The sequence below is a fragment of the Micromonospora lacuserhaii genome (genome assembly GCF_036902735.1).
Lineage (GTDB): Bacteria > Actinomycetota > Actinomycetes > Mycobacteriales > Micromonosporaceae > Micromonospora.
This window is the reverse complement of sequence record NZ_JBAKHO010000006.1, coordinates 48,825-74,768: the sequence shown is the minus strand read 5'-3', so window position 1 is coordinate 74,768 and position 25,944 is coordinate 48,825. Positions and strand designations below refer to the sequence as shown.

The 25,944-nt window shown below is 72.8% G+C and carries 25 protein-coding genes and 2 pseudogenes; 13 read left to right on the top strand and 14 right to left on the bottom strand.

Annotated elements, in window-relative coordinates:
• Window positions 1-6: 6 nt before the first annotated feature.
• The 7 genes from V6U81_RS06110 to V6U81_RS06080 form a co-directional block, all read right to left on the bottom strand.
• Window positions 7-915, bottom strand: coding sequence for a universal stress protein (locus V6U81_RS06110; protein WP_334485330.1), 909 nt, complete (start codon window positions 913-915; stop codon window positions 7-9).
• Window positions 912-3,314, bottom strand: coding sequence for a phosphoketolase family protein (locus V6U81_RS06105; protein ID WP_334485328.1), 2,403 nt, complete (start codon window positions 3,312-3,314; stop codon window positions 912-914). Before V6U81_RS06105 ends, V6U81_RS06110 begins: the two co-directional genes overlap by 4 nt.
• A 126-nt stretch (window positions 3,315-3,440) precedes the next feature.
• Window positions 3,441-4,274, bottom strand: a complete 834-nt coding sequence (locus V6U81_RS06100; RefSeq protein WP_334485327.1) for a universal stress protein — start codon at window positions 4,272-4,274, stop codon at window positions 3,441-3,443.
• A 100-nt stretch (window positions 4,275-4,374) separates the two neighbouring features.
• Window positions 4,375-5,199, bottom strand: coding sequence for an oxidoreductase (locus V6U81_RS06095; RefSeq protein ID WP_334485325.1), 825 nt, complete (start codon window positions 5,197-5,199; stop codon window positions 4,375-4,377).
• Window positions 5,196-5,759, bottom strand: coding sequence for a TetR/AcrR family transcriptional regulator (locus tag V6U81_RS06090; RefSeq protein WP_334485324.1), 564 nt, complete (start codon window positions 5,757-5,759; stop codon window positions 5,196-5,198). The genes V6U81_RS06095 and V6U81_RS06090 overlap by 4 nt, the downstream gene beginning before the upstream one ends.
• 76 nt (window positions 5,760-5,835) lie before the next feature.
• Window positions 5,836-6,189 carry a PP2C family protein-serine/threonine phosphatase gene (locus V6U81_RS06085; RefSeq protein WP_334485323.1) on the bottom strand — a complete coding sequence of 118 codons (354 nt, stop codon included), beginning with the start codon at window positions 6,187-6,189 and terminating at the stop codon, window positions 5,836-5,838.
• On the bottom strand, window positions 6,177-6,623 hold the full coding sequence (locus tag V6U81_RS06080; RefSeq protein WP_334485321.1) for a hypothetical protein: 447 nt from the start codon (window positions 6,621-6,623) through the stop codon (window positions 6,177-6,179). Before V6U81_RS06080 ends, V6U81_RS06085 begins: the two co-directional genes overlap by 13 nt.
• A gap of 145 nt (window positions 6,624-6,768) precedes the next feature.
• Between V6U81_RS06080 and V6U81_RS06075 the strand changes: the two genes are divergently transcribed.
• The 11 genes and pseudogenes from V6U81_RS06075 to V6U81_RS06030 all read left to right on the top strand — a co-directional run bounded on the left by V6U81_RS06075 (window position 6,769) and on the right by V6U81_RS06030 (window position 15,241).
• Window positions 6,769-7,275: a SigE family RNA polymerase sigma factor gene (locus tag V6U81_RS06075; protein WP_334485319.1), complete on the top strand. Its 507-nt coding sequence runs from the start codon at window positions 6,769-6,771 to the stop codon at window positions 7,273-7,275.
• Entirely contained in the window at window positions 7,272-8,036 is a 765-nt protein-coding gene (locus tag V6U81_RS06070; protein WP_334485317.1) for a hypothetical protein, read from the top strand. Before V6U81_RS06075 ends, V6U81_RS06070 begins: the two co-directional genes overlap by 4 nt.
• Before the next feature lie 186 nt (window positions 8,037-8,222).
• Window positions 8,223-8,459, top strand: a complete 237-nt coding sequence (locus V6U81_RS06065) for an HTH domain-containing protein (protein WP_334485315.1) — start codon at window positions 8,223-8,225, stop codon at window positions 8,457-8,459.
• A pseudogene (locus V6U81_RS29305) lies at window positions 8,459-8,674 on the top strand (Clp protease N-terminal domain-containing protein); the annotation flags it as partial. The gene V6U81_RS06065 and the pseudogene V6U81_RS29305, both read left to right, overlap by 1 nt.
• Window positions 8,675-8,833: 159 nt before the next feature.
• Window positions 8,834-9,037, top strand: a pseudogene (locus V6U81_RS29300) (Clp protease N-terminal domain-containing protein); the annotation flags it as partial.
• A gap of 126 nt (window positions 9,038-9,163) precedes the next feature.
• On the top strand, window positions 9,164-10,171 hold the full coding sequence (locus V6U81_RS06055) for a diacylglycerol/lipid kinase family protein (RefSeq protein ID WP_334485310.1): 1,008 nt from the start codon (window positions 9,164-9,166) through the stop codon (window positions 10,169-10,171).
• Window positions 10,164-11,165, top strand: coding sequence for a YihY/virulence factor BrkB family protein (locus tag V6U81_RS06050; RefSeq protein ID WP_334485308.1), 1,002 nt, complete (start codon window positions 10,164-10,166; stop codon window positions 11,163-11,165). The genes V6U81_RS06055 and V6U81_RS06050 overlap by 8 nt, the downstream gene beginning before the upstream one ends.
• Before the next feature lie 77 nt (window positions 11,166-11,242).
• The gene (locus tag V6U81_RS06045; RefSeq protein WP_334485306.1) at window positions 11,243-12,736 is read left to right on the top strand and encodes a phosphatase PAP2 family protein; all 1,494 of its coding nucleotides are present in this window, start codon (window positions 11,243-11,245) and stop codon (window positions 12,734-12,736) included.
• A gap of 10 nt (window positions 12,737-12,746) precedes the next feature.
• Window positions 12,747-13,547, top strand: a complete 801-nt coding sequence (locus tag V6U81_RS06040; protein ID WP_334485304.1) for an endonuclease/exonuclease/phosphatase family protein — start codon at window positions 12,747-12,749, stop codon at window positions 13,545-13,547.
• A gap of 75 nt (window positions 13,548-13,622) precedes the next feature.
• The gene (locus V6U81_RS06035; protein WP_334485302.1) at window positions 13,623-14,147 is read left to right on the top strand and encodes a SigE family RNA polymerase sigma factor; all 525 of its coding nucleotides are present in this window, start codon (window positions 13,623-13,625) and stop codon (window positions 14,145-14,147) included.
• Entirely contained in the window at window positions 14,144-15,241 is a 1,098-nt protein-coding gene (locus V6U81_RS06030) for a hypothetical protein (RefSeq protein ID WP_334485300.1), read from the top strand. Before V6U81_RS06035 ends, V6U81_RS06030 begins: the two co-directional genes overlap by 4 nt.
• Before the next feature lie 202 nt (window positions 15,242-15,443).
• Here the strand turns inward: V6U81_RS06030 and V6U81_RS06025 are convergent, their stop codons facing one another.
• Both V6U81_RS06025 and V6U81_RS06020 read right to left on the bottom strand, forming a co-directional pair.
• Window positions 15,444-16,331 (bottom strand): alpha/beta fold hydrolase, encoded by an 888-nt coding sequence (locus tag V6U81_RS06025; RefSeq protein ID WP_334485298.1) that lies wholly within the window; start codon window positions 16,329-16,331, stop codon window positions 15,444-15,446.
• Window positions 16,328-17,290 carry a TIGR03557 family F420-dependent LLM class oxidoreductase gene (locus tag V6U81_RS06020; protein WP_334485296.1) on the bottom strand — a complete coding sequence of 321 codons (963 nt, stop codon included), beginning with the start codon at window positions 17,288-17,290 and terminating at the stop codon, window positions 16,328-16,330. The genes V6U81_RS06025 and V6U81_RS06020 overlap by 4 nt, the downstream gene beginning before the upstream one ends.
• 402 nt (window positions 17,291-17,692) lie before the next feature.
• Between V6U81_RS06020 and V6U81_RS06015 the strand changes: the two genes are divergently transcribed.
• Window positions 17,693-19,048 (top strand): cellulase family glycosylhydrolase, encoded by a 1,356-nt coding sequence (locus tag V6U81_RS06015; RefSeq protein WP_334485294.1) that lies wholly within the window; start codon window positions 17,693-17,695, stop codon window positions 19,046-19,048.
• A 93-nt stretch (window positions 19,049-19,141) separates the two neighbouring features.
• Here the strand turns inward: V6U81_RS06015 and V6U81_RS06010 are convergent, their stop codons facing one another.
• Together V6U81_RS06010 and V6U81_RS06005 are read right to left on the bottom strand one after the other, a co-directional pair.
• On the bottom strand, window positions 19,142-20,404 hold the full coding sequence (locus V6U81_RS06010; RefSeq protein ID WP_334485549.1) for an RNA polymerase sigma factor: 1,263 nt from the start codon (window positions 20,402-20,404) through the stop codon (window positions 19,142-19,144).
• A 3-nt stretch (window positions 20,405-20,407) separates the two neighbouring features.
• Window positions 20,408-20,800 carry a YciI family protein gene (locus V6U81_RS06005; RefSeq protein WP_334485547.1) on the bottom strand — a complete coding sequence of 131 codons (393 nt, stop codon included), beginning with the start codon at window positions 20,798-20,800 and terminating at the stop codon, window positions 20,408-20,410.
• A 252-nt stretch (window positions 20,801-21,052) separates the two neighbouring features.
• Between V6U81_RS06005 and V6U81_RS06000 the strand changes: the two genes are divergently transcribed.
• Complete coding sequence (locus V6U81_RS06000; protein ID WP_334485293.1) at window positions 21,053-21,730, top strand: ribonuclease FAU-1 family protein; 678 nt, start codon at window positions 21,053-21,055, stop codon at window positions 21,728-21,730.
• A 77-nt stretch (window positions 21,731-21,807) separates the two neighbouring features.
• Here the strand turns inward: V6U81_RS06000 and V6U81_RS05995 are convergent, their stop codons facing one another.
• Genes V6U81_RS05995 through V6U81_RS05985 form a run of 3 tightly spaced genes read right to left on the bottom strand, consistent with a single transcriptional unit; the run spans window position 21,808 to window position 25,933 of the window.
• Window positions 21,808-24,072 (bottom strand): alpha-galactosidase, encoded by a 2,265-nt coding sequence (locus V6U81_RS05995; protein WP_334485291.1) that lies wholly within the window; start codon window positions 24,070-24,072, stop codon window positions 21,808-21,810.
• Window positions 24,069-24,977, bottom strand: coding sequence for a carbohydrate ABC transporter permease (locus tag V6U81_RS05990; protein ID WP_334485289.1), 909 nt, complete (start codon window positions 24,975-24,977; stop codon window positions 24,069-24,071). The genes V6U81_RS05995 and V6U81_RS05990 overlap by 4 nt, the downstream gene beginning before the upstream one ends.
• Window positions 24,974-25,933 (bottom strand): carbohydrate ABC transporter permease, encoded by a 960-nt coding sequence (locus V6U81_RS05985; protein ID WP_334485287.1) that lies wholly within the window; start codon window positions 25,931-25,933, stop codon window positions 24,974-24,976. Before V6U81_RS05985 ends, V6U81_RS05990 begins: the two co-directional genes overlap by 4 nt.
• Between the last annotated feature and the right edge of the window lie 11 nt (window positions 25,934-25,944).

Genomic DNA, 25,944 nt, shown 5'->3' with positions numbered 1-25,944 from the left:
GCCCGGTCAGCGTTCCCGGGCCACCGCCACCGGACAGTGGGCGTGCTGGATGAGCTGCTGGCCGACCGAGCCGAGCAGCATCCCCCGCAGCCCGCCCCGGCCCCGGCTGCCGACCACCACGAGCTGGGCGTCCCGGCTCGCCTCGACCAGGGTGGCGGCCGGTTGGCCGGGCGTGACGTCCACGGTGACCGGCAGCTCCGGGAAGGTCTCCCGCCACTGGGCGAGCGCCTGCTCGACCGCGGACCGCTCCTCGGCGGCGGTCGCCTCGGCGTCGTAGTCCGACGGCCGCCACCGGTCGCTTGGCGGCTCGAAGACCCGGACCACCCGCAGCGGCACCTCCCGCTGGACGGCGCGCTCCACCGCGAAGCCCAACGCCACCCGGGCCGGGTCGGAGCCGTCGAAGCCGACCACCACCGGGCCGGCCGCCCCGGCCTGCGCCTCCCGGACGACCACCACGGGGCAGTGCGCGTGCGCGCTCACCGCCACCGCGGTGGAGCCGGCGAGCAGCCCGCCGAAGCCGCCGTGGCCCCGGCTACCCAGCACCAGCAGGCTCGCCTCGGCGGACCGTTCCTCCAGCACCAGGGCGGGCGGGCCGTCGAAGACCTCCCCGTGCACCGTGATCCCCGGCCGCGCCGCCGAGGCGTCCGTCGCCGCCTTGCCGACCAGCTCCTCCACCTGCCGGCGGGCCGTCTCATCCGGCCAGATCCCGGGCGCCACCCCGGGGCCGATCCAGCCGGCCACGGTCAACCACTCGAAGACGTACGCCAGGCGGACCGGCCGGCCGCTGCGCTCCGCCTCGGCGAGCGCCCAGTCCAGGGCCACCGTCGCGTCGGCGGAGCCGTCGTAGCCGACCAGGATCTCGCCGGCGGCCGGATCGTCGCTCTGCCGTCCGCCGCGACCGGCGGGCGTGCTCACTGCCCGCTCCGCACTGCGGGGTCGGTCTCCCGGATCCACCGCCACTCGGCGACCCGGGGGTCGTCCTCGCCGTGCGCGCGGGTGTAGTCGCGGCACGCCTGCCGGGCGTCGATCATCTCCTGGCGCAGGTGGGCGGCGCGCGAGGCTAGCCCGGGCACCCGGTCGATGACGTCGATGACCAGGTGGAACCGGTCCAGGTCGTTGAGCATCACCATGTCGAACGGCGTGGTGGTGGTGCCCTCCTCCTTGTAGCCGCGCACGTGCAGGTTGTCGTGGTTGGTGCGCCGGTAGGTGAGCCGGTGGATCAGCCACGGGTAGCCGTGGTACGCGAAGATGATCTGCTTGTCGCGGGTGAAGATGGTGTCGAACTCGTTGTCCGGCAGGCCGTGCGGGTGCTCCGACGGCGGCTGGAGGCGCATCAGGTCGACCACGTTGACCACCCGCACCTTCAGCTCGGGCAGGTGCTTGCGGAGCAGGTCGGCCGCGGCGAGGGTCTCCAGCGTGGGCACGTCGCCGGCGCAGGCGAGCACCACGTCCGGTTCCTGGCCGTCGTCGCTGCTGGCCCAGTCCCAGATGCCCAGGCCGCGCCGGCAGTGCTGGACCGCCTCGTCCATGGCGAGCCAGTTCGGCGCCGGCTGCTTGCCGGCCACCACCACGTTGATGTAGTGCCGGCTGCGCAGGCAGTGGTCCATGGTGGAGAGCAGCGTGTTCGCGTCCGGCGGCAGGTAGACCCGGACCACCTCGGCCTTCTTGTTCATCACGTGGTCGATGAAGCCGGGGTCCTGGTGGGAGAAGCCGTTGTGGTCCTGCCGCCAGACGTGGCTGGAGAGCAGGTAGTTCAGCGAGGCGAGCGGCTGCCGCCAGGGGATGGCCCGGGTCACCTTCAGCCACTTCGCGTGCTGGTTGACCATCGAGTCGACGATGTGGATGAAGGCCTCGTAGCTGGTGAAGATGCCGTGCCGGCCGGTGAGCAGGTAGCCCTCCAGCCAACCCTCGCAGAGATGCTCGGAGAGCACCTCCATCACCCGGCCGTCGGGGGAGAGGTGGTCGTCGCCGGGCACCGTGCCGCCGACGAACGCCCGGTCGGTGACCTCGAAGGCCGCGCCGAGCCGGTTGGAGGCCACCTCGTCTGGGCCGAAGAGGCGGAACGTCTGCGGGTTGGCGGTGATCACGTCGCGGATCCATTTGCCCAGCTCGCCGGTGGCCCCGACGGCGGGCTCACCCGGCTGCTTCACGTCGACCCCGTACTGGCGGAAGTCCGGCAGGTGCAGGTCGCGCAGCACCGTGCCGCCGTTGGTGACCGGGTTGGCGCTCATCCGCCGCTCACCCCTGGGCGGCAGCGAGGACAGCTCGGCGACCGGGGCGCCGGTGGCGTCGAAGAGCTCCTCCGGCCGGTAGCTGCGCAGCCAGCGCTCCAGTTCGGCCAGGTGCTCCGGGTTCTTTCGCACCTCGTCGATGGGCACCTGGTGCGCGCGGTAGGTCCCCTCGACCTGCTTGCCGTCGACCTGGGCGGGGCCGGTCCAGCCCTTCGGCGTACGCAGGATGATCATTGGCCAGCGGGGGCGCTCGACGGGGCCGCCGGAGCGGGCCCGGCGCTGGATCTCGGCGATCTCGTCGCAGGCCCGGTCCAGGGTGGCGGCCAGGAGCTGGTGCACCTTCTCCGGCTCGTCGCCCGCGACGATGTACGGCTGGTAGCCGTAGCCGCGCATCTGGGCGAGCAGGTCGTCGGTGGGGATCCGGTCCAGCACGGTCGGGTTGGCGATCTTGTACCCGTTGAGGTGCAGGATGGGCAGCACCGCGCCGTCGCGGGCCGGGTTGAGGAAGACATTGGACAGCCAACTGCCGGCCAGCGGGCCGGTCTCCGCCTCACCGTCGCCGATCACGCAGGCGACCAGCAGGTCCGGGTTGTCGAACGCGGCGCCGTAGGCGTGGCTCAGGGCGTACCCCAGCTCGCCGCCCTCGTGGATCGAACCCGGCACCTCCGGGGCCACGTGACTCGGGATGCCGCCGGGGAAGGAGAACTGCCGGAACAGCCGGGCCATGCCCGTCTCGTCCCGACCGATCGAGTGGTAGAGCTCGCTGTAGGTGCCCTCCAGCCAGGTGTTCGCCACCAGGGCCGGGCCGCCGTGGCCGGGGCCGGTGACGAACATGGCGGACAGGTCGCGGTTGACGATGACCCGGTTGAGGTGCGCGTAGAGCAGGTTCAGGCCGGGGCTGGTGCCCCAGTGGCCGAGCAGCCGCGGCTTGACGTGCTCGGGGGTCAGCGGTTCACGCAGCAGCGGGTTGTCGAGCAGGTAGATCTGCCCGACGGTGAGGTAGTTCGCCGCCCGCCAGTAGGCGTCCAGCCGGCGCAGCTCGTCATCGGTCAGGGGGCTGTGCAGGTCGAGAGCGGTGTCCATGCTGCAAAAGCCTCTCGCGGGTCGGGGAGTTCTGCACCCGGAAGCGCGATTTCGTCCCGGGCCGGTCCAGCTTCGCGTCCCGGGCCGGGCGCCGATCAGGGCCGTAGGTCCCGGGCCGTGAGGGCGTCATGCCCCGCCCGGCGCGGCGGAGACCAATCCACGAGCGACGATGACCGGTGCCGGCGAGTGGTAGAGCAGGGTCTGGCTGACCTCGCCGAGCATCCCGCGCCACGGCTCGTCGCCGCGCGCGCCGACCATCGCGACCTGGGCGGACCGGGACTGCTCGACCAGCACCGTGCCGGGGTCGCCGCGGACGGTGTGGCACTCCGCCGCCACCGACCGGTACGCCCGTCCGGCCCGGGCCACCGCCTCGGCGAGCAGCGCGTCCACGTCGCCGTCCGGGCGGCCCGGCTCGGTCACCCACACCGCGATGATCCGGGCCTGCCGCCGGGAGGCGCAGTCGAAGGCGAAGTCCAGCGCCGCCCGCGCGCTCTCCGACCCGTCCACCCCGACCAGCACCGGGCCGGGCGGCGGTGGCTCGGGGCGGGCGACCAGGACCGGGCAGCCGGCCCGGGCGGCGAGCTGCACCGCGAGCGCGTCGGACGGTACGCACTCCTGGCAGCCGGCCATCCCGCCGTCGCCGATCGCCACCAGGAAGGCCGTCTCGGAACGGCGGATGAGCGCCGTGAGCGGGCTGCCCTCGACGATCTCGCCGCGGACCGACACCCCCGGGTCGACCTCGTTGGCCACGGCCGCGGCGCGGGAGATCAGCTCGTCGGCCTCGGCCCGCGCCCCGGCCACCGAGGGCGCGGTCAGCGCGGCCTCCCAGTTGAACGCGTGCAGCAGGGCCAGCTCCCGGCCGTGTTCGGCGGCCTCCCGGGCGGCGGCCCGGACCACCTCCAGGTCCTGGAGCGATGGGCCGACGCCGACGACCACCGGCGCGCCGGCGGATCCGGTCATCCGGCTCACCTCCCGGGCGCTCCGCACGGTACGGCCACGCCGTCCCCACCGACGCTAGTCGCGACGGCGGGACGGCGGGGTCGGATCGGGCGAGCCCGGCTCAGCGGAACTGGAACCGGTTGACCGCGTCGAAGACCCGGGCGCCGAGCAGCCGGCGGGTGTGCACCATCGCCCAGGCGGCGGCGGTGACCACGTAACGGGTGCGCGGGCGACCGGCGGTCACCGCCCGCTCGATCACCGCGGCCACCGTCTCCGGCGTCGCCGCGAGCATCCGGTTCGAGTAGGACTCGGCCATCGCCGCGTCGACCGAGGCGACCATCTTCCGGTACGGCCCGGCCGGGTCCGCGCCGGCGCCGAGCGACTCGGCGGCCACCGCCCCGAAACCGGTGCGGATCAGGCCCGGCTCGACGATCGTCACGTCGATGCCGAACGGCCGCACCTCCTGCCGCAGCGCGTCGGAGATCGCCTCGACCGCGTACTTGCTGGCGTGGTAGTAGCCGCCGCCGGGGAAGACCAGCCGGCCGCCCATCGAGCTGATGTTGACGATCCGGCCCCGGCCGGCCCGGCGCATCCCGGGCAGCACCAGCTGGGTGAGTCGGCTGAGACCGAAGACGTTGGTCTCGAACTGGGCCCGGACCCGGTCCATCGGGGCCTCCTCGATCGGGCCGTACTCGCCGTAGCCGGCGTTGTTGATCAGCACGTCGACCTGGCCGTGCTCGGCCCCGATCACGGCGACGGCGGCGCGCATCGAGGTCTCGTCGGTGACGTCGAGGGGAAGCAGCCGGGCGCCGGCGTCGGCGAGGTCGGCGATCGCCTCGACCTTGCGGGCGGTGGCGTAGACGGTGAGCTCCGGCCGGCGGGCGAGCTGGCGCGCGGTGGCGCGGCCGATGCCGGAGGAGGTGCCGGTGATCAGGACGGTCGTCATGACGGGGCTCCAGGGTGGGTGAGTCCGGCGACGACCAGCGCGACGCCGTCGCGCAGCCGCTGCCGGGGCAGGTCGGGGTCGGTGAGGTCGGCTTCCAGGCCGCGGGTCAGCGCGACCAGCACGTCGGCGACCGCGCGGGCCCGGGGCCCGGCGATGTCGGCGAGGACGCCGACCACCACGTCGGTCAGCTCCCGGGTGTACGCCTCGACGAGGTCGCCGGTGAGCTTGGTGCTGGTGTCGAGCAGCTCGGCGGCGTGCCGACTCTCCCGGTGCAGCCGCAGGGTCAGTTCGAGCTTCGCGCCGAGCACGGCGTGCAGGCGCTGGGTGGGCGACGCTCCCGGGTCGGTCGCGGCGGCCCGGGCCTGGTCGAGGGACTCGGCGAAGAGCCGCTCGGCGAGCCGTCGGTAGGCGTCGTCCTTGTTGCGGACGTACTGGTAGACGGCGGGGCGCGACATGCCGGCCGCGGCGGCGATGTCGTCCATCGTCGTGCGGCGCACCCCGTGCCGGGTGAAGCACTCGTAGGCGGCGGCGAGGATGGCGTCCAGCCGTTCGTTCGACATGCTGACAATATTTGCACACTTTGTCAGCGCGTCAAGGGTGTTCGCCGTCACTGAGGTCGTGCCGGTGCCGTGTGCGTCAGGGCGTGGCGGGATGCACCCGCAGCACGGCGGCGGTGGCGTTGTCGTCGCCGCCGTGGTCCAGGCTGGCGGCGAGCACCTGCCGGACCGCCCGGGCCGGGTCGCGGCCGGCCAGGGTCTCCCGCAGCAGGTGGTAGTCGACCTGGTCGCTCACCCCGTCGGTGCAGAGCAGCCAGGTGTCGCCGGGGCGCAACGGGACGGCGGCAATGTCCGGATCCGGGGAGTCGGGATGGCCGACGTAGCGCAGGAGCTGGTAGCGGGCCTGGTCGGCGGCGGGGGAGTTCGCCGGGTACCAGCCGTGCAGCAGCCCGAGCCAGGCGGCGGTGTGGTCGACGGTGGTCAGTTCGAGCACGCCGCCGCGCAGCCGGTACGCCCGCGAGTCGCCGAGCTGGACGATCCAGGCCTGTTCGCCGTCCGGCTCGACCAGCAGGGCGTCAGCGTGCAGCCGGTCAGCTCGGCCAGCCGGGCGCCGGCGGTGCGTACCCGGGACCGGGCCTCGGCCACCGCGGCGCGCAGCCGGCGCGGCCCGACGGCCGGCCAGTCGGCCCGGACCGCCTCGACCATCGTGCGCATCGTGGTGGTGCCGGCCACCCGGCTGCCCTCGCCGGCGCCCATCCCGTCGGCGACCGCGACGAACGGCAGCTCCGGGTCGACGTGCAGCACGTCGTAGTTCTCCGGGTAGCGGTGGCCGACCACGCTCCCGCCCACGGCCTCCAGGGTCACGGGTCCGGCCGTGACGCGGCATTCGACCAGGTCGGGGCGGTTGCCGGTGGGACGTCGGAGCACCAGCGGACGGTAGCACCGGGGAGCTTCCCCGCCCCGATGTCCGGTGTCGTGTTCCCGTCTGGGGGCTCCGGAACCGGGTGGGGACCCAAAGAGCTCCGGTGACACGTCTTAGTAGTAGTGGCGGCCGGATTCGACTGGGGGACGAGTGAAGCGAGACGAGGAGTTCTCCGCGTATGCGGGCGCGCGGTGGACGGCTCTCGTTCGTTCCGCTGTTCTCCTGGGATGCACCGTGCAGGATGCCGAAGACCTGGCCCAGACAGCACTCATGCGCTGCTACGTGTCGTGGGCCAAGGTCACGACGGCAGATGATCGGGATGCTTACGTGTACCGGATTCTGGTGAACGCCTATCACGACAGTCGTCGACGAAGGTGGTGGGGGGAGAAGCCTGCTTCCGTCCTGCCCGAACAGGTCGAGGCGGATGCCACCACCCGGGTGGACGCCGCGGACGCGTTGGGCCGTGCGCTCGCATGCCTGAGCAAGGCCAACCGCGAGGTTGTCGTTCTCCGGTACTACGCACATCTCAAGGATCAGCAGATCGCCGAAGCGCTCAACATCGCCCCCGGCACCGTAAAGAGCAGGTTGTCCCGCGCCCTGACGCAACTGTCCACCGACGCCAACCTTTCCGACCTACGCGGGGGGAGCCACGCATGAATGACGAGGAAGCCCGCCGGATGCTCGAACGGCTCGCAGACCGGGTACCCGTCGGTCCCGCGCCGGTAGACGACCTGGTCCGCGCGGGGAAGTCCGCACAGCGCAGGAAGCGCTACGTCAGTCTCTTCGGTGCTGCCGCAGCGATAGCCCTGCTGCTTGGCGGTGGCGTTGTTGCCCAGGAGTTCATAGGCGAAGGCGCGCCTTCTGTGAACGACTCTGCCAACGGGCCGTTCGTGACGCCTCCATCGCCAACTGCCGCGACGAGCCTGGACAACCCGACAAGGGAACTATCTGGACCGCTGGAGGGTAATGCTGCGGCAAGCTGTGCGGAGATGCCCACCCCGCAGGCCATTGCCAATCGGGCGTTCGCGTTCGACGGTGTCGTGGTCAAAATCGGCCCGGCTCAATCCAACCGTTCCGGCTTGGGCTACCTGGACCTCGTAGGGGTCACCTTCGCAGTTGGCGAGTGGTTCTCCGCTGGTACGGCAACAAATGTCACGGTAGATATGGGTCCGCCCGTGGCCAGGACACACGACGTCACTGCAGAGGTCTTCAGTTCGTACGCAATTGGGTCGCGGTTGCTTGTCAGTGGTGAGCCTCGTTGGGGAGGATCCCCACTCGATCACGCCATCGCTTGGGGTTGCGGCTTCACCCGCTACTACGACCAACAAACGGCTGAGTCCTGGCGGCGGTCCGCTACGACCGAGAAGCCCTCTGCACGTACGTCCAGGCCGACTCGTAGCAGCGTGCTGTCACGTTGAAAGCCTGCCACCTGTCGGTCTCTATGGCTCGCGGCGAGACGGCGAGCGTCAAAGCCATCTCACCACGCCGCCCCGGTATCGGCATGGCCGTCATAACGCGGGTGGTTCACCGATCTCGGCATGAGTGCGGCGCCGATCGTGTCAACGAGGGTTGACAGCCGCCTCTCGTCAACGTAGGTTGACACCATGAGTCAGGCGACGGAACTCGCGGCGGCCGCCGGCAGCACCGACCCCCGGGTCGGCCTGCGTGCGGTCCTCGCCCTGCGCCGGCTCCTCGAACGGCTCGAGGTGGTCCAGGTGGACAACGCCCGTCGACAGGGCTGGTCCTGGCAGGAGATCGCCGACGCGCTCGAGGTCAGCCGGCAGGCGGTCCACAAGAAGCACGCCGGGCGACCGGCGGTCCGAGGCACCTGGGAGGCGTGATGTTCGAACGGTTCACCGACCGGTCCCGCACGGTCGTCCGACGGGCGGTCGAGGAGTCCCGGGCCGAGGGGCGACGCCCCGTCGGCACGGAGCACCTGCTGCTCGGCGTCCTCGCCGACGCCGACAACCTGGCCGTGCGGGTGCTCGCCGACGCCGGGGTGCGCGCCGACGACCTGCGCGCCGCCGTCGCCCGGCACACCGCCCGCGGCGACACCGGCCTCGGCGAGGCGGACGCCGCCGCGCTGCGCGAGATCGGCATCGACCTGGCGGCCATCGTCGCCCGGATCGAGGAGTCCTTCGGCCCGGACGCGCTGCGCGAGGCGGTCCCGCCGCCGCGCCGCCGGTGGGGCCGCCGGCGCCCCGACGACGGGCGGTTCTCGCCCCGGGCGAAGAAGGTGCTGGAGCTGTCGCTGCGCGAGGCGATCCGGCTGCGCCACCATCACATCGGCACCGAGCACATCCTGCTCGGGCTGCTCCGGGAGGGCGGCGGGCTCGGCGCGCTGGTCCTGACCGAGGCCGGCGTGGACCTCGACGACCTGCGGCGCCGGGTCGAGGTCGCGCTGCGGACGGCGGCCTGAGGCGTGGACGACGCGCAGCGGTGAACGGGCCAACCGGTGACGGCCGCGTTGAAACCTCTTTGCGGCACAGGCAACCTTCCGCCATGTCGGCTCGCTGAGCGCCCGAATCTGCTGCACACTTGCGCCGTGGATGGTGGAGAGCAGAAGCGCCCGGTGACCGCTGGTGAGGCCGCGCCGCGCTCCGCGGTGGTGGTGAACCCCGTGAAGGTGACCGATCTCGACGACTTCCGGCGGACCGTGAACGAGGCCCTCGCCGCCGCCGGCTGGCCCGAGCCGGCCTGGCACGAGACCACCGTCGAGGATCCCGGCCGTGGGCAGACCGAGCAGGCCGTCGCCGACGGCGCCGAGGTCGTCTTCGCCTGCGGGGGCGACGGCACCGTGATGGCCTGCGTCAGCGCCCTGGCCGGCACCGACACCGCGCTGGCCGTGCTGCCCCAGGGCACCGGCAACCTGCTCGCCGCCAACCTCGGCCTCTCCAACGACCTGGCCGCCGGCCTCCAGGTCGCCGTCGAGCGCGGCATGCGCCGGCTGGACGTCGGCGCGGTGGGCGACCAGTGCTTCGCGGTGATGGCCGGGATGGGCTTCGACGCGCAGATGCTCGACTCCACCTCCGAGACGACCAAGAAGCGGATCGGCTGGCCGGCGTACATCGTGGGGGCCGCCAAGCACCTGCGGGACCGGCCGATGCGGGTCACCATCGCCATCGACGACCAGCCGCCGCGCCGCCGTCGCGCCCAGTCCGTGCTGGTCGCCAACGTCGGCCGGTTGCAGGGCGGGGTGCGGCTGCTCACCGACGCCGAGCCCGACGACGGCTGGCTGGACGTGGCCGTGCTCACCCCCCGTACCCTGCGGCACTGGCTGGCGATGGGCTGGGCGCTGATGCGCCGGCGCGGCAGCGTGCCCCGGATGGAGGTGTTCCGGGCCCGCACCGTCGAGATCACCAGCAACCGGGCGCAGCCCCGCCAGCTCGACGGCGACCTGATCGACCCGGGTCGCAGCCTGAAGGCCGAGATCAGGCCCGAGTCGCTCTGGCTCTGCGTGCCGCGTCCCGAGCGGGACCCGGATCTGGCGTACGACGCCAGCGCCGCGGCGAAGCGCGGTGAGCGACTGGTCGAGGAGGCCCGCCGTGAGTAGCACCAAGCTGGTCCCCGAGACCCGGCTGATGGCGCAGGACGAGCTCTCCGCCGACGACGCCTGGCGCACCCTGCGCCGGCAGGGCGGCTGGTGCCTGCTGCGGGACGCCTTCATCCGGTTCCGCTACGGCGACGGGTTCAGCCACTCCCGGGCGTTCGCCCTGCAACTCTGCCTCGCCGTGGTGCCGTTCATGATCGCGCTGACCGGTCTGATCACCGACCTCGGCGTGGAGGAGGGCGGCCAGGTGGTCGCCGACACCGTGCTGGCCCTCACCCCCGGCCAGAGCGAGCAGATGGTGCAGGAGCTGCTCGGCGACGGGGAGCGCACCGAACGCGCCGGTGAGCTGGCGCTGACCCTCGGCCTGCTCACCGGGCTGATCGCGCTCACCACCACCATGGCCCAGATCGAACGCGGCGCGAACCGGATCTACGGGGTCGAACGGGACCGCCCGGCCCTGGCCAAGTACGTCCGGGCCGCGATCCTCGCGGTGACCGCCGGCGTACCGGCACTGCTCGGCTTCCTGATCCTGGTCGGCGGCGGGGCGATGGGCGACTCCGTGCAGCGGCACTACGAGTGGGGCGGGTTCGCCAACGGGGCCTGGGACGTCATCCGGTGGCCGTTGAGCCTCGGGCTGACCGTGCTCGCCGTGGCGGTGCTGTTCCGGCGCGCGCCCCGCCGCCAGCAGCCGGGGCTGTCCTGGCTCCTGTTCGGCGCCGGCATCGCCACCGTCCTGTGGTGGCTGGCCAGCCTGGCGCTCGCCGCGTACGTCAAGCTCAGCGGCGGTTTCGGGCAGACCTACGGCGCGCTGACCGGGATGATGGCCCTGCTGCTCTGGGCCAACCTGACCGGGATGGCGCTCTTCGGCGGGCTGGCCTTCGCCGCCCAACTGGAGGCGATGCGGATCGGGGTGCAGGAGCCGGCCAAGCCGGACCTGTGGGAGCCCGAGGCGGAGCGGCAGGAGACGTTGGACACCGGGGAGATGACCTCGCTCTGACCCGACGCGCGGCAGCCCGGTGTACGCGCGACGCCGATCGGGTACAGCGCCTCGCCAGAGGACAAGGGAGGTGCGGAGTGACCGCGGTCAAGGAGACTACGGCCCGACGGCCGCTCGGCCATTTCGCCGAACGAAGCATCGCCGGGCTGCTGGTGATCGCCGGCGCGGGCGTCGCGTTCGGGCTGCTGTTGATGCTGGTCCGGTTCAAGTGGGGCCCGCTCTACCGCGCCGACCACGAGGCGGCGGAGTGGTTCAACGGGCTGATCGCCCCGCACCACGCGCTGGTCACCGTGCTCCAGGCGATCACCGACCTGGGTGGGCGGCCGGTGCTGATCTGGCTGGTCACGATCGCCGTGGTCGGCCTGCTGATCCGCCGCCAGTCCCGGCTGGCGGTCTACCTGATCATCACCGGGGTGGGCGGGCTCATCCTCGACCCGTCGCTCAAGGCCATCGTCGGCCGGCTGCGCCCGGTGGTCGACGTGCCCGTCGCCAGCGCCCCGGGCAACAGCTTCCCCAGCGGGCACGCGCTCGGCTCGTTCGTCGCGTACGGGGCGCTGCTGCTGGTCTTCCTGCCGGCCATGGCGCCGCGCTGGCGCAAGCCGGCGATCGGGATCGTCGCCTTCCTGGTGGTGCTGGTCGGGCTGACCCGGATCGCGCTGGGCGTGCACTTCGTCTCCGACGTGCTCGCCGGCTGGCTGCTCGGGGCGGCGTGGCTCGGCGTCACCGCGTACGCCTTCCGGCTCTGGCGGCGCGAGCGCGGCCGCCCGGTGCCGCCGCTGTCCGAGGGGCTGGAGCCGGAGGCCGGCGAGGAGATCAGCCCGGCCCCGGACGAGGAGCACGTGCTGGCCCACCCCCGCTCGGCCGTCGCCGAGCTGCTGGTCGGCTGGGTGCTGGTCTTCGGCGCGCTCTACGCCTTCGGCATGTACGTCAGCTACCACGCCAAGGGCACCGTCTTCGACACCCTGGACACGGACGTGCCGCGGTGGTTCGCCGACCGGCACACCGACACCCTCACCGACCTGAGCTGGTGGTGGAGCAAGTTCGGCGACACCCACGCGATCCTGCTGGTCTCGCTGGTCTTCTGCCCGCTGGTGCTGGCGATCTGGCGGCGCTGGCGCCCGGTGCTCTTCGTGGTGCTGGCCATGTTCGGCGAGTTGAGCCTCTTCCTGGCCTCGGCCCGCGCGGTCGAGCGGCCCCGCCCGCAGGTGGAGAACCTGGACGGGCAGATGCCCACCTCGTCCTTCCCGTCCGGGCACATCGCGGCGACCATCTGCCTCTGGTCGGCGATCGCCATCATCGTGTTCGCCCGGACCGACCGCTGGTGGCGGTGGCTCTTCGTGGCGATGGCGGTGATCATGCCGGTCGGGGTGGCGGTCTCCCGGATGTACCGCGGCATGCACCACCCCACCGACTTCATGGGCGCGATCCTGCTCAGCGCGCTCTGGATCGGGTTGCTCTACTGGGTGGTCCGCCCCAACGCCGACGTGCACGCGGGCAACCGGCCGTCGATCGAGTCGGAACAGGTCGGCGAGCTCGACGACGAACTGGCCAAGGCCGCCCGGCCGGAGTGACGTACCGCCGATGCTGCGGGTGATGACCTGGAACATCCGGACCGGTGGCCGGGACCGCACCGGCCCCGGCCGGCTGGACCGGGTGGTCCGGGTCGTGACCGCCCAGGCGCCGGACGTGCTGGCCCTGCAGGAGCTGCGCGGCTTCGACCGCGGCGGCCTGCTGGCCGAGGTGGCGGGCCAGGTGGGGATGATCCCCCACCTGGCCCGTTCCTGGTTCGGGCAGCCGGTGGCGGTGCTGGTCCGCCCGCCGTGGCGCACCCTGGCGGCGGGGCCGCTGCGCCGCCCGTTCCACCACGCGGCGCAGCGGGTGCTGCTGGCCACCGACGTCGGGCCGCTGACGGTGCTCAGCGCGCACCTGGACCCGTACACCGGGGTGCGGCGGCTGCTGGAGGCCGGCTGGCTGGCGGCGGCGACCCGACGGGGGGAGCTGGCCCTGCTCGCCGGTGACCTGAACACCCTGGAACCGGGCGCCGACCACACCGAGCGGGTCGCCCGGCTGCCGGCGGCGTACCGGCGGCGGCACCTGCGCCGCGACGGGCGCACGGTGGAGACCCGGGCGGTGGGTGGGCTGCTCGCGGCCGGTCTGGTCGACCTGTGGGCGGCGACGGGCGCGCCCCCGGACGAGGGGCTGACCGCGCCCACCGAGCACGGCGGTGGCGCGGAGTTCTCCGGGATGCGACTGGACTACGTCTTCGGCACCCCGGCGCTCGCGGCCCGGCTGCGGTCCTGCCGGGTGGTGCGCGGCGGCGAGACCGAGTACGCCTCCGACCACTACCCGGTCGTCGCCGAGCTGGACCTGGATCCCGCCTGAACGGCCGTGCAACCGGACCGGGTCCCGGCGCCATCCGTACGGTGAGACGCCGACGTCCGGGACGGGGAGTGGTCGATGCACGCCACACAGCGGCAGGAGTACGTGGAGTTCGTGACGGCGGTGACGCCGAAGCTGCGGCGGACCGCGTACCTGCTGACCGGGGGTGACGCGCACCGGGCCGACGACGTCGTGCAGCAGACCCTCACCCACCTCTACGTGAAGTGGGGACGGGCGCGGGGCGCCGACGACCTCGGCGCGTACGTGCACCGGATGCTGGTCAACGCGTTCCGGCAGGAGCGGCGCTCCCGGTGGTTCGGCGTCCAGTTGTTCGACCGGGCACCGGAACCGGTGCCGCGGGGCGCGCCGCCGGGGCCGGGCGACGGCGTGGCCGACGCGGTGTCGTTGCGGGCCGCGCTGGCGGCGGTGCCGCCCGGACAGCGGCTGGTGCTGGTGCTGCGGTTCTACGCCGACCTGAGCGTGGAGCAGACCGCCGAGGTGCTGCACTGCTCGACCGGGAACGTGAAGAGCCAGACCGCCCGGGGGCTCGCCGCGCTGCGCCGGGAACTGCCGCTGGGCGAGACGACGGGGGTGACCCGATGAACGGCACCGAGGAGACCCTGGTCCGGGGCATGCTGCACCGTGCCACGGCCGACCTGTCCCCGGGGGAGTTGACCCCGGACCGGCTGGTGGCCGTGGGGGAGCGGGCGGTGCGACGGCGCCGGCGGCGGACGGTGGGATCGGCGGCGGTGACGGTCCTGGCGCTGCTGGGGGTCACCGTCCTGCTCGGCGTAGGGCCGGCCGGATCTCCGGCCGACCGGGTCGGCCCGCCCACGGCGAGCCCGACGCCGGGGTGGCCGACTGAGGCGCCGACGTCGTTCGCTCCGGAGCGGCGCGTCCTCCGGCTCGGCTGGCAGCCCGACGGTCTGACCGACGAGGGGTTCAGCGGTCGAAGGTCCGGCCAGGAGATCTACCTCGCCTCCGGCACCGGCCCGGCCGCCCGACAGGTCGTGGTGAAGGTCGGTGCGCGCGGGAATGAAGACCTGCTCAACCTGCTCCTGGGGCAGCGGGAGTCCAGCCGCGAGTCGGGGCAGGCGATCGGCGTGCCGACCGATCCGGTGCGGGGCCACGACGCGTGGATGTACACCAGCCCGTCGGGCTACGACGTCAGCCTCTCCTGGCAGTACGCCCCGGACGGCTGGGTCGTCGTCTCCGCGCGGGACGCCGAGCGTCCCGCCGAGGTGGCCCGGCGGGTGGCCGAGGAACTGCGCTGGGAATCGACGCCGGTCACGGTGCCGTTGGCGCCGATCCCGGCACCACCGGGCGCCCAGCTCCGGGGCGTGTCCGTCGACTTCCGGTCCGGCCGGTGGAACGGGGTCCACCTCAACTACGCAGCCGGCGCGACGGACGACGACGGCTTCTCCGTCGCGGTCCGTCGGGACAGGCTGGGAAGAAGAGGCACGGCCACGACCGAGGCCGGACGGTCGGCCTGGGTCGTCAACCTGAGCGACCACAGCATCGGCGTCTACCAGGTAGGTGAGCTGTCGGCTGCCTGTTCGCCCTGCTACGCGGAGGCGGTGGTCAGCTCGCCCGGCGGCCTGGCCGTGCTCGGCGGTCGTGCCGCCGCCCTGCGGTTCGCCGCCTCGGTCCGGCTGGTCGACGACCCGGACGACCGGAAGGGCTGGCGCCCGCTGTGAGCGCCCGGCGACCGGCCCTGCACTGGGCCGGCCGCCGCGCCCCGGGCCGCCGCCTTTGCCTCGGGCCGGCCGCCCCGCTCAGAGGACCAGGTTGAGCAGGACGGTCAGCACGACCGAGGCGAGGATCGAGAAGAGGATCATCAGGAGGCAGCCGAGGCCGCCGCCGAGCGGTCGCACTTCCGTGTTGCCGATGCGCATGGGTTCACCTTGTCAAAGTCGGGGCGAGCAGGGTGCGGATCGCGTCGGCCACCTGCGCCGGCGCGGTGGTGACCACGTTGTGCGCGGCGCCCGGCACGGTGACCAGCCGGGCGTCCGGCACCAGCCGGGCCACCTCGGCACGCCAGCGGGCCGGGACGACGGTGTCCTTCGCTCCGGCCACCACCAGGGTGGGGACGGTGATCCGGACCAGGTCCTCCTCGACCGGGTGGTGCACGGAGTGCGAGACGGTGGCGGCGACCCGCCAGGGGCGGGCGTCCCAGACGTCTCGGAGCAGGACCGGTGCCTGCAAGGGGGCCTCGCGCACCGTGTCGACCAGCCAGCGGCCGACCAGTCCGCGCCGGGACCGGGCGGTCGGGTCGCTGGTCGGGCCGGCGAGCACCAGCGCGCCGACCAGCTCCGGATGGTCAGCGGCCAGCGAGGCGGCCACCTCGGCGCCGTACGAGTGGCCGAGCAGGCAGATCGGCGGCAGCCCGTACGCGGCCAGGCAGGCGGCCAGCCAGTCGGCGTGCTCCCGCGCGTCGTACGCCCGGCCGGGGCGGTCGCTGAGGCCGAAGCCGGGCAGGTCCGGCACGTACACCGGATGGGTCGCCGACAGCGCGACGGCCAGCGGGGTGAGGTAGCGGTGCGAGACGGCCAGCCCGTGCACCAGCACCACCGGTGGGGCGCCGGTGCCCGGGTCGGCGCTCCGGCGGGTGTGTGTGCGTACCCCGTCGACCAGCCGGAACTCGCTGATCAAGCCGGCGGCCGGGCGGGGCGCGGCGAGTGCGGTGCGCAGCTCGGCCCGGCCGAAGCGGCCGGGTCGGGTGAGCGGCGGCCGGTCCCGCCCCGGTCCGGTCGGCGGGGCGGCCGGGGTCGACCGGGTGAGGCTCACAGCTCGCGGAGCCGGGGGAGCAGCTGCTCCTGGGCCCAGTCCAGGAACATCGGCTGGGTCTCCCCGCCGACCTGCACGATCGCCACGTGGGTGAAGCCGGCGTCGACGAACTTCTTGAACGCCTCGACGTGCTTGTCGACGTCCGGGCCGCAGGGGATGCCCTCGGCGACGTCCTCCTCGCGGACGAACTGGGTGGCGGCGGCGAAGGCATCCGGGTCGGGCAGGTCGGCGTTGACCTTCCAGCCCATGCCGAACCAGCGGAACTGGTCGTGCACGAGCTTGCGCGCCTCGGCCTCGTCCGGGCCGTAGCAGATGGCCACCTGGCCGTAGCGGGGGCGACCGATGCCGCCCGCGTCGTCGTACAGCTCCATGATGTGCGGGTCCGGCTCGGTGGCGACGATGCCGTCGGCGTACTCGGCGGCCAGCGCGGCGGACGACGGCCCGGAGGCGGCGACGGCTATCGGGACGGGCCGGTCCGGCCGGTCCCAGAGGTACGCGTCGGGCACGTCGAAGTGGTTGCCGGAGAAGGTCAGCGTCTCGCCGTTGAGCAGCGGGCGGATGATCTGGAGCGCCTCCTCGAACATCTCGTGCCGCTGCTGCACGTGTGGCCAGCCGCCGATCACGTGCTCGTTGAGGTTCTCGCCGGCGCCGAGGCCGAGGGTGAACCGGCCGTCGGAGAGCGCGCCCATGGTGCTGGCCTTCTGCGCCACCACGGCCGGGTGGTAGCGGCGGATCGGGCAGGTCACGAAGGACATCAGCTCGGCCCGGCTGGTGGCGTGGGCGACGGCGCCGAGCACCGACCAGGCGTACGGGGCGTGGCCCTGGGAGTCCAGCCACGGGTAGTAGTGGTCGGAGATGACCAGCTGGTCGAAGCCGGCCGCCTCGGCCCGTACCGCATAGTCGACCAGCTGTTTCGGGCCGGCCTGCTCGCACATCAGGGTGTAGCCGACGGTGACCATTGGTTTCTCCTTCGGTCTGACGGATCGTCCTCCGATACCCCGGGGGGCGCGGGTCAACCGCCGTCGTCCGGTACGGGCGCGAGCCCGATCCGGGCCCTTGACGTGCGCTCGGCACCGGTCTAGGGTCCGGGCTTAACCGGTTCAGGCCGGTGGCGTTCACATCCTGTGGTGGGGATGATCGCCCCTGCGGCGGCCCACGGTCGGCGTGGGCCGCCGCAGGCCGTCCCGCCGGATGAGCGGGGAACTTAACCGGTTGCCTTCCAGGTCCCATCGGCCTAGGCTGATGCCTGCGCTGCCACGGAGCCGGGCGGCGGCTGTCGGGCTGCAGCCGCGCGCCACACCGTCGCCACCATCGCCGATCCCGCCAGGGCACGGGGTCGAATCGTCCCTGAGGAAAAGCCCATGAAGAAGCGACTCTCCGTCGCCGGCGTCGCCCTGCTCACCGTCCTCGCCGCCGTCTTCGCCTTCGGCCAGCCGGCCCACGCCGCGGCCGGCTTCTCGGTCGCCAACGGCAGGCTCTACGACGCCAACGGCACCGAGTTCGTGATGCGCGGCGTCAACCACGCGCACACCTGGTACCCGCAGCAGACCAGTTCCTTCGCCAACATCAAGGCCCTCGGCGCCAACACCGTCCGGGTGGTCCTCGCCAGCGGCGACCGCTGGACGAAGAACAGCGCCGCCGACGTCGCCAACGTCATCTCGCTCTGCAAGGCCAACCGGCTCATCTGCGTGCTGGAGGTGCACGACACCACCGGCTACGGCGAGGACGGCGCGGCAACCACCCTGAACCGGGCCGTCGACTACTGGCTGAGCATCGCCAGCACCCTCGCCGGCCAGGAGAAGTACGTCATCGTCAACATCGGCAACGAGCCGTACGGCAACCAGGGCTACGGCTCCTGGGCCACCGACACTGCGAACGCGGTCAAGCGGCTGCGCTCGGGCGGCATCGCGCACACCATCATGGTCGACGCCCCGAACTGGGGTCAGGACTGGTCGTTCACCATGCGCGACAACGCCGGCACGGTCTTCAACGCCGATCCCGCGAAGAACACCGTCTTCGACATCCACATGTACGGCGTCTTCGACACCGCCGCCGAGATCACCGACTACCTGGGCCGTTTCCGCAGCGCCGGGCTGCCCATCGTGGTCGGTGAGTTCGGCTTCAACCACTCGGACGGCAACCCGGACGAGGACACCATCATGGCCTACAGCCAGGCCAACGGGATCGGCTACCTGGGCTGGTCGTGGAGCGGCAACGGGGGCGGCGTCGAGTACCTCGACATGGCCACCGCCTTCGACCCCAACCGGCTGACCAGCTGGGGCCAGCGGATCTTCAACGGCGCCAACGGCATCAGGGCGACCGCGAGGGAGGCGTCGGTCTACTCCGGCACCACCCCGACCACGCCGCCGACCAGCCCCAGCCCGACCACGCCCCCGACGACCACGCCGCCGCCGAGCGGCGGCTGCACGGCCAGCTACACGATCGTGAACTCGTGGCAGGGCGGCTTCCAGGGTGAGATCAAGGTGACCGCGGGTTCGGCGGCCGTCAACGGCTGGTCGACGACGTGGACCTTCACCGGTGGCCAGACGATCAGCCAGTCCTGGAGCACGACGCTGAGCAACAGCGGGTCCACGTACACCGGCCGCAACGTCGACTACAACGGCCGGCTCGGCGCCGGCGCCAGCACCACCTTTGGCTTCATCGCCAGCTGGAACGGGACCAACGCGATCCCCGCGGTGAGCTGCACCGCGAGCTGAGGCCCGTCGCGGCACCGGTGGCCGGGTCCGCCCGGACCCGGCCACCTCTCCGCGGGTACGAGCGCCATGCTGCTCCGAGCGCGGCCCGCCCGGTCAGTGGCCGGCGTCGTCCGTCCCGGCGAGCCGGGCCGCCCGCATCAGCAGGTAGTGCTGCTCCGGGCGGCTGCTGGTGCGCCCGGCCGCCGCCCGGTAGTGGGCGACCGCGCGCTCCCGCTCGCCGGCCATCTCGTACAGGTGGGCCCGGGCCGCGTCGAGGCGGTGCTGCCCGGCGAGGCGGGCGTCGACGTCCAGCGCGGCGAGCGCGTCGAGGCCGGCGGCCGGCCCGTGCACCATCGCGGTGGCGACCGCCCGGTTGAGCGCGACCACCGGGCTGCCGGAGAGCCGCTCCAGCACCTCGTACAGGGCGAGGATCTGCGGCCAGTCGGTGTCCGTCGCGGTGGGCGCCTCGTCGTGCAGCGCCGCGATCGCGGCCTGGAGCTGGTACGGCCCGACGGGCCCCCGGGTTATCGCCCGGGTGACCAGCGCGGTCCCCTCGGCGATCGCGTCGGCGTCCCACCGGCCACGGTCCTGCTCGGCCAGGGAGATCAGCTCGCCGGCCGGTCCGGTCCGGGCGGCGGCCCGGGCGTCGGTGAGCAGCATCAGCGCGAGCAGGCCGGCGACCTCGCTGTCGTCGGGCAGCAGCGCGTGTATCGCCCGGGTCAGCCGGACCGCCTCCTCGGAGAGGTCCACCCGGCGCAGCGCCGGGCCGACGCTGGCGGTGTGCCCCTCGGTGAAGACCAGGTAGAGCACGTGCAGCACCGCGGCGAGCCGGGCCTGCCGCTCCGCCTCCTCGGGCATCCGGAACGGCACGCCCGAGTCCCGGATGCGCTGCTTGGCCCGGCTGATCCGCTGCGCCATGGTGGCCTCGGGGACGAGGAAGGCGCGGGCGATCTCGGCGGTGGTCAGCCCGCCCACCGCGCGCAGGGTCAACGCGATCGCGGAGCTGGTGGAGAGGGTGGGATGGCAGCAGAGGAAGAGCAGCACCAGGGTGTCGTCGGAGTCGGCGGCCGGCTCGTCCGCCGCCGGCGCGATCCACCGGGCGTCCGGTTCCCGGCGGCCGGCCAGGTCCTCGCGGCGCCGCCGGGCCACCTCGGAGCGGACCAGCTCGATCATCCGCCGGTGGCCGACCTGGATCAGCCAGCCGCGCGGGTTCTCCGGCACCCCCTCGACCGGCCACTGCGTCGCCGCCGCCAGCAGCGCCTCCTGCGTGGCGTCCTCGGCGTCGGCGAAGTCACCGAACCGGCGGGCGAGCACGCCGAGGACCTGCGGCGCCAGCTCGCGCAGCAGGTCCTCGGCGGGGCGTTCCGGGGTGTCCAGGCGTCACAGCTCCTGCGGTGGGGCGGACATGACCGGGTGCACCTCGATGGGCATCCGCAGCGGCCGGCCACCGGGGCCGGGCGCGGTGGAGATGTACGCGGCGATCTCGGTCGCCCGCTGCGGGGTGTCGCAGTCGACGATCCACCAGCCGGCCAGGAACTCCTTGGTCTCGGCGAACGGTCCCTCGGTGACCACCGGCGCGCCACCCTCGCCGGCCCGGACGATCCGGGCCTGCTGCGGCCCGCCCAGCCCTTCGGCCTGGACCAGCTCGCCGGCGGCGGTGAGCTTCCCGTCCACCTCCCGCATGAACCCGATGTGCGCCGCGATCTCCTCCGGCGTCCAGGTGTCGATCGACGGGAAGTCGGTTCCGGCGGCGCTGAACTGCATCAGCAGCATGTACTTCACGGCTCGCTCCTCACGCTGTGGCACCGATTCTCGGTGCTCTCACCCCCGGGTAGAAGCCGCCGTCCCGGTTCTCGACATCCGCGATGAAAAAGTTCGAAAGAATTTTGATGGTGGCAGTGTCCGGTGGCCTGCCCCCGGCGCCGGGATGAGATTGCGGGACAGCTTGTCGCTGGGGCTTGTTCCTCGATGGCGGACGTGCGTATGGGGCAATGATCATCAGGCCCTGATGGGTATCGTGCTCGAATGATCTTCGAGCGGGGGCAGACGATCGTCCGCCGGCACCTGTACCCGGACGGCCGGGTCGGCTCGGTGCTGTGCGGGCGGGTGGTCAGCGACGACGAGCGCGGGCTGGCGCTGTGGATCGAGGCGGGCTCACAGGCCATGCGCCGGGTTGACACCGCTGGCCAGCCGACCCGGAAGCTGTCGCTGCTCACGTCGCTGCGGATGACCACGCTGCTCGGCCTGAGCACGTGGCAGCCTTTCCGGACTCTGATGTTGATGCCGCCTGGTGCGGCGCATTCGGTCTGGTGGAGCTGGCGACCGGACGGCGATTTCGACGGTTGGTATGTCAACCTGGAGCGTCCGATCACCCGGTGGGCCGGCGGGGTCGACGTCTACGACCAGGAGCTCGACCTGCTCGTCTATCCGGATGGCAGGTGGTCGTGGAAGGACGAGGACGCGTTCGCCGAGTACACCGGCGAGCCGGCGTTCTGGGATGAGGTCGAGGCCGCTGAAGTCCGAGCCGAGGGCGAACGGCTGCTTGCCCTGGCCCGCGCCGGGGCCGCCCCCTTCGACGGCCGGTGGATGGACTTTCAGCCGGATCCCACGTGGCGGCCGACGCTGATGCCGCACTGGTGGGAGTTGCCGGCGGACACCACCTGCTGGGGTCCCGAGTACTTCCAGCCTTCAGCGCCTGCGTGAGATGAGGTTGATCAGTCCCAGGTGAGGGTGCGGCGGGCTTGACGGCGTGAGCTGATGCCCCAGTCAGGTACCACGCTCTAAGCTGCGGTGACCTCCAGCAGCAGCGCCTGCTCCGGGTGCAGGGCGGGCAGTTGCAGCCCCACCGCACCCAGCACCGACCCGCTCACCGTCACCCCGTCGCCGGTCGTCAGCCAGCCCGGCGGGGTCAGCTCCAGCAGCGCCGGCCCCGGCACCCCGGCGGGCTGCCGGACCCGGTAGCGGCGGGCCGGGTCCAGCCCCGGCAGGCGTACCGCGCCGGGCGCCTGCGCCACGGAGGTGGCCAGCCGGGACACCGCGTACACCGCGTGGGAGCCGTCGTGGGCCACCACGCCGTGCGCCTGGACGGCCGGGTCGGGGTGGTCGACCCGGACCACCCGGCCGGCGTGCAGCAGCGGGCGCAGCCGCTTGTGCAGCGCCACCCAGGCGGCCAGTTCGGCCCGCTCGGCCGGGGTGATCGCGCCGATGTCCCACTCGATGCCGTGGTGGCCGAAGAGCGCGGTGACCGCGCGGAAGCCGAGGTCGTGCACCCGGTGGGTGGTGTGCGAGCGCTCCGGTCCGATGTGGGTGCCGACCAGCTCCGGCGGGAGCAGCAGCCCGGTCCAGCGCTGGATCGACAGTCGTTCCAGGGCGTCGTTGCAGTCGCTGGCCCAGACCCGGTCGGTACGACCGAGGATCTCCAGGTCCACCCGGGCGCCGCCGGAGGAGCAGCTCTCGATCTCCAGGTGCGGGTGCCGGGCGCGCAGCTCGTCCAGCAGCCGGTAGACCGCCAGGGTCTGCGCGTGCACCCCGGGTCGGCCGGCGTGCCCCGCCTCGGTCAGGTCCCGGTTGTGGTCCCACTTCAGGTACGCGATGCCCTCGTGCTCGGTGAGCAGCGCGTCGAGCCGGCCGAACACGTGGTCGTACGCCTCGGGGTGGGCCAGGTCGAGGACCTGCTGGTGCCGCCACTCGGGGGGCAGCCGGCCCGGCGCGGCGAGCAGCCAGTCCGGGTGGGCGCGGAACAGGTCGGAGTCGGGGTTGACCATCTCCGGCTCCACCCAGAGCCCGAACTGCATCCCGAGCCCGCGCACGTGGTCGATCAGCGGGTCCAGCCCGTCCGGCCAGACCTCGTCGTCGACGTGCCAGTCGCCGAGGCCGGCCCGGTCGTGGCGGCGGCCCCGGAACCAGCCGTCGTCGAGGACGAACCGTTCCACCCCCACCTCGGCGGCCCGGTCGGCGAGCGCGGTGAGCCGCGCGAGGTCGTGGTCGAAGTAGACCGCCTCCCAGACGTTGAGGGTGACCGGCCGGGGGGAGCGGGGATGCCCGGGGCGGGCCCGCAGGTGGGCGTGGAGCACGTCGCTGAGCCCGTCCAGCCCGGTGTCCGAGCGGACGGCGTGCAGCAGGGGAGTGGCGTACTCCTCGCCGGGGCCGAGCAGGATCTCGCCGGGGGCGAGCAATTCGCCGCCGCCCAGGGTGGACTCCCCGGTGGGGCGGCGCTCGGCGACCGTGACGTGGTCGCCGCTCCACGCGGTGTGCACCGCCCACACCTCGCCGTGCCGGAAGCCGAAGCCGGGCGTGCCGGCCGCCAGCAGCAGGGTGGCGTCGTGTCCGGTCCGGCCGTGCCGGCCCTCGCGGACCCAGGCGCCCATCGGCCAGGGGTGCCGCTGCGGCGCGCGTTCCCGGCACCAGCGTCCGGTCAGGTCGAGCAGTTCGGTGGCGACCGCCGGCACCGGCAGCACCGGGGTCAGCTCGCGCACCTCGTAGGGGGCGTCGCCGGTGTTGCGCAGCCGGTGCCGCAGCGTCAGCAGCCCGGTCGGGTGCAGGGTGATCTCGACGGTGAGGGCGAGGGCGGCGCCGGGATCCGACGCCCGCACGGTCACCCGCGCCGCGCCGGCCCCGCCGCGGTCACCGTCCTTCGCGGGTACGACCACCGCCTCCCCGCCGAAGGACACCCGGCTCGGGTCCGGGCCGTTCGACGTGGCGTCCGGCCCGCCGTCGAGCTCCGGGAGGTCGCGGCCGCCGCCCGCGTCGACGACGTCGAGCCCGTCGAGGCGGAAGGCGGTGGACCAGTCCCGTCCGTTGCGGTGGCCGCCGAGGCCGGGCCGGCCGCTCCAGCCGGCGCTCGCCTCCGGCAGCAGCGACAGCACGGTCGGCGCGTCGAAGCTGCTCGGCACGACGGGCGGGACGGTGGCGTCCACCAGCGCGGGCAGGTCGTCGGTCGGCAGCGGGCCGAGGTCGGCGCCCCAGTGCACGACCCGGGGCAGGCCCGGGCCGCGGGCGTCCAGCACCAGGCTGGTCCGCCCGCGGCGCAGGTGGACGACGCTCATCCTTTGCTCGCCCCGAGCGTCAGGCCCCGGACGAACTGCTTCTGCAGCAGGAAGAAGATCACCAGGGTGGGGATCGCGACCAGGACCGAGCCGGCCGAGACCAGGTTGTTGTCGGTGAAGAACTCGCCGCGCAGGTTGTTCAGCGAGCTGGTCACCGGGAACTTGTCGCCGGTGCGCATCAGCACGGTGGCCCAGAAGAACTCGTTGTAGATCCAGGTCACCTCCAGGGTGGCCAGCGCGGCCAGGGCCGGCCGGCACAGCGGCATGGTGATCTGCCAGTACTGCCGCCAGATGTTCGCCCCGTCGACCATCGCCGCCTCGTACAGGTCGCGGGGGAGCGCCTTCATGTAGTTGCTGAGCACGAAGACGCAGAAGCCGCACTGGAAGGCCACGTTGACCAGGATCAGCCCCCAGTAGCTGTCGTAGAGCAGTTCCGAGTCGCTCATGAACGCCGGCAGCGGCACCTCGGTGAAGAGCCGGAACAGCGGGATCAGCAGCGCCTGCTGGGGCAGCAGGTTCGCCGCCGTGAAGAGTCCGAGCAGGACGATGTTGAGCTTCCAGCTGAACCGGGCGATCACGAAGGCCACGCAGGAGGCCATGAAGAGCGTCAGCAGCACCGCCGGGACGGTGATGTACACCGAGTTGAGGAAGTGCTTGCCGAACTCGGCCGTCTGCCAGGCGGTGACGTAGTTGTCGAACGTCCAGCCGCCGAAGGAGACGTAGCCGTTGATGGCCGTGTACTCGTACGACCGCAGCGAGCTCAGCACCGCCCACAGGATCGGGAAGAGCCAGCCGACGGCGATCGCACCCAGGAAGAGGTGCAGGGCCACCCGGGCCGGCCGGAGCGGCCGGCGCGGGCTGACCGGGGCGGTGGCCGCCGGCTCGCGGGTCAGGGTGGTGGTCATCGCCGGTCCTCCCGCATGACGGTGGTCAGGTAGAGGGTGATGAAGACCAGCGAGACGACCAGCATGATCGTCGCCAGGGCCGAGCCGAAGCCGATCCGGCTGGCCTCGCCCACCACGTTCTGGGTGACCAGGGCGGAGAGCAGCTCCAGGCCGTTGCGACCCTTGTTGATCACCCAGACCAGGTCGAACGCGCGCAGCGACTCGATCACGGTGACCACCAGGACGATGATGTTGATGGGTCGCATCACCGGGAACACCACGCGGAAGAAGGTGCTGGTCTCGGAGGCGCCGTCCACCGCCGCGGCCTCGCGCAGCGACGGGTCGACGCCCTTGAGGCCGGCCAGGTACAGCAGCATGATGTAGCCGACGTGCCGCCAGCCGGCGGCGACCAGCACCGCCCAGATGTTGACGTTCGGGTCGCCGTACCAGTCGGTGTCGCCGCCGAGCACCGCGTTGAGCAGCCCCTGGTCGCGGGAGTAGATCAGCTGCCAGACGAAGCCGATGAGCGCCAGCGAGAGCACCACCGGCAGATAGAGCGCGGTCTGGTAGAACCGGCTGCCGCGGATCTCCTTGTCCAGCAGCACCGCGAGGAACATGCCGATCGGGGTGGCCACCGCGAAGAGCGCGGCCAGCCAGAGCAGGTTGTTCTGCACCGCGGGCACGAACGGCGGGTAGATCTCCACCACGTCGGAGTAGTTCTTCCCGCCGACCCAGTCGATCTCGCTGATCGGGCCGATGCCGTCCCAGTCGGTGCCGGAGAGTGCCACGGTGGCCAGCGCCGGCAGCCAGACCAGGCCGACCACCAGCACCAGCGGTACGAGGACCATCAGCGTGATCACCACGCGGTCGGTGCGGGACAGGAGCCGTAGCCGGCGGCCGCGACCACCCCGGGAGGTGGTGGTCGCGGCCGGCGACGGCACGGCGCGATCCGCTTGGATCAGGGGCAGGTCGGACACGATGTCCTTCC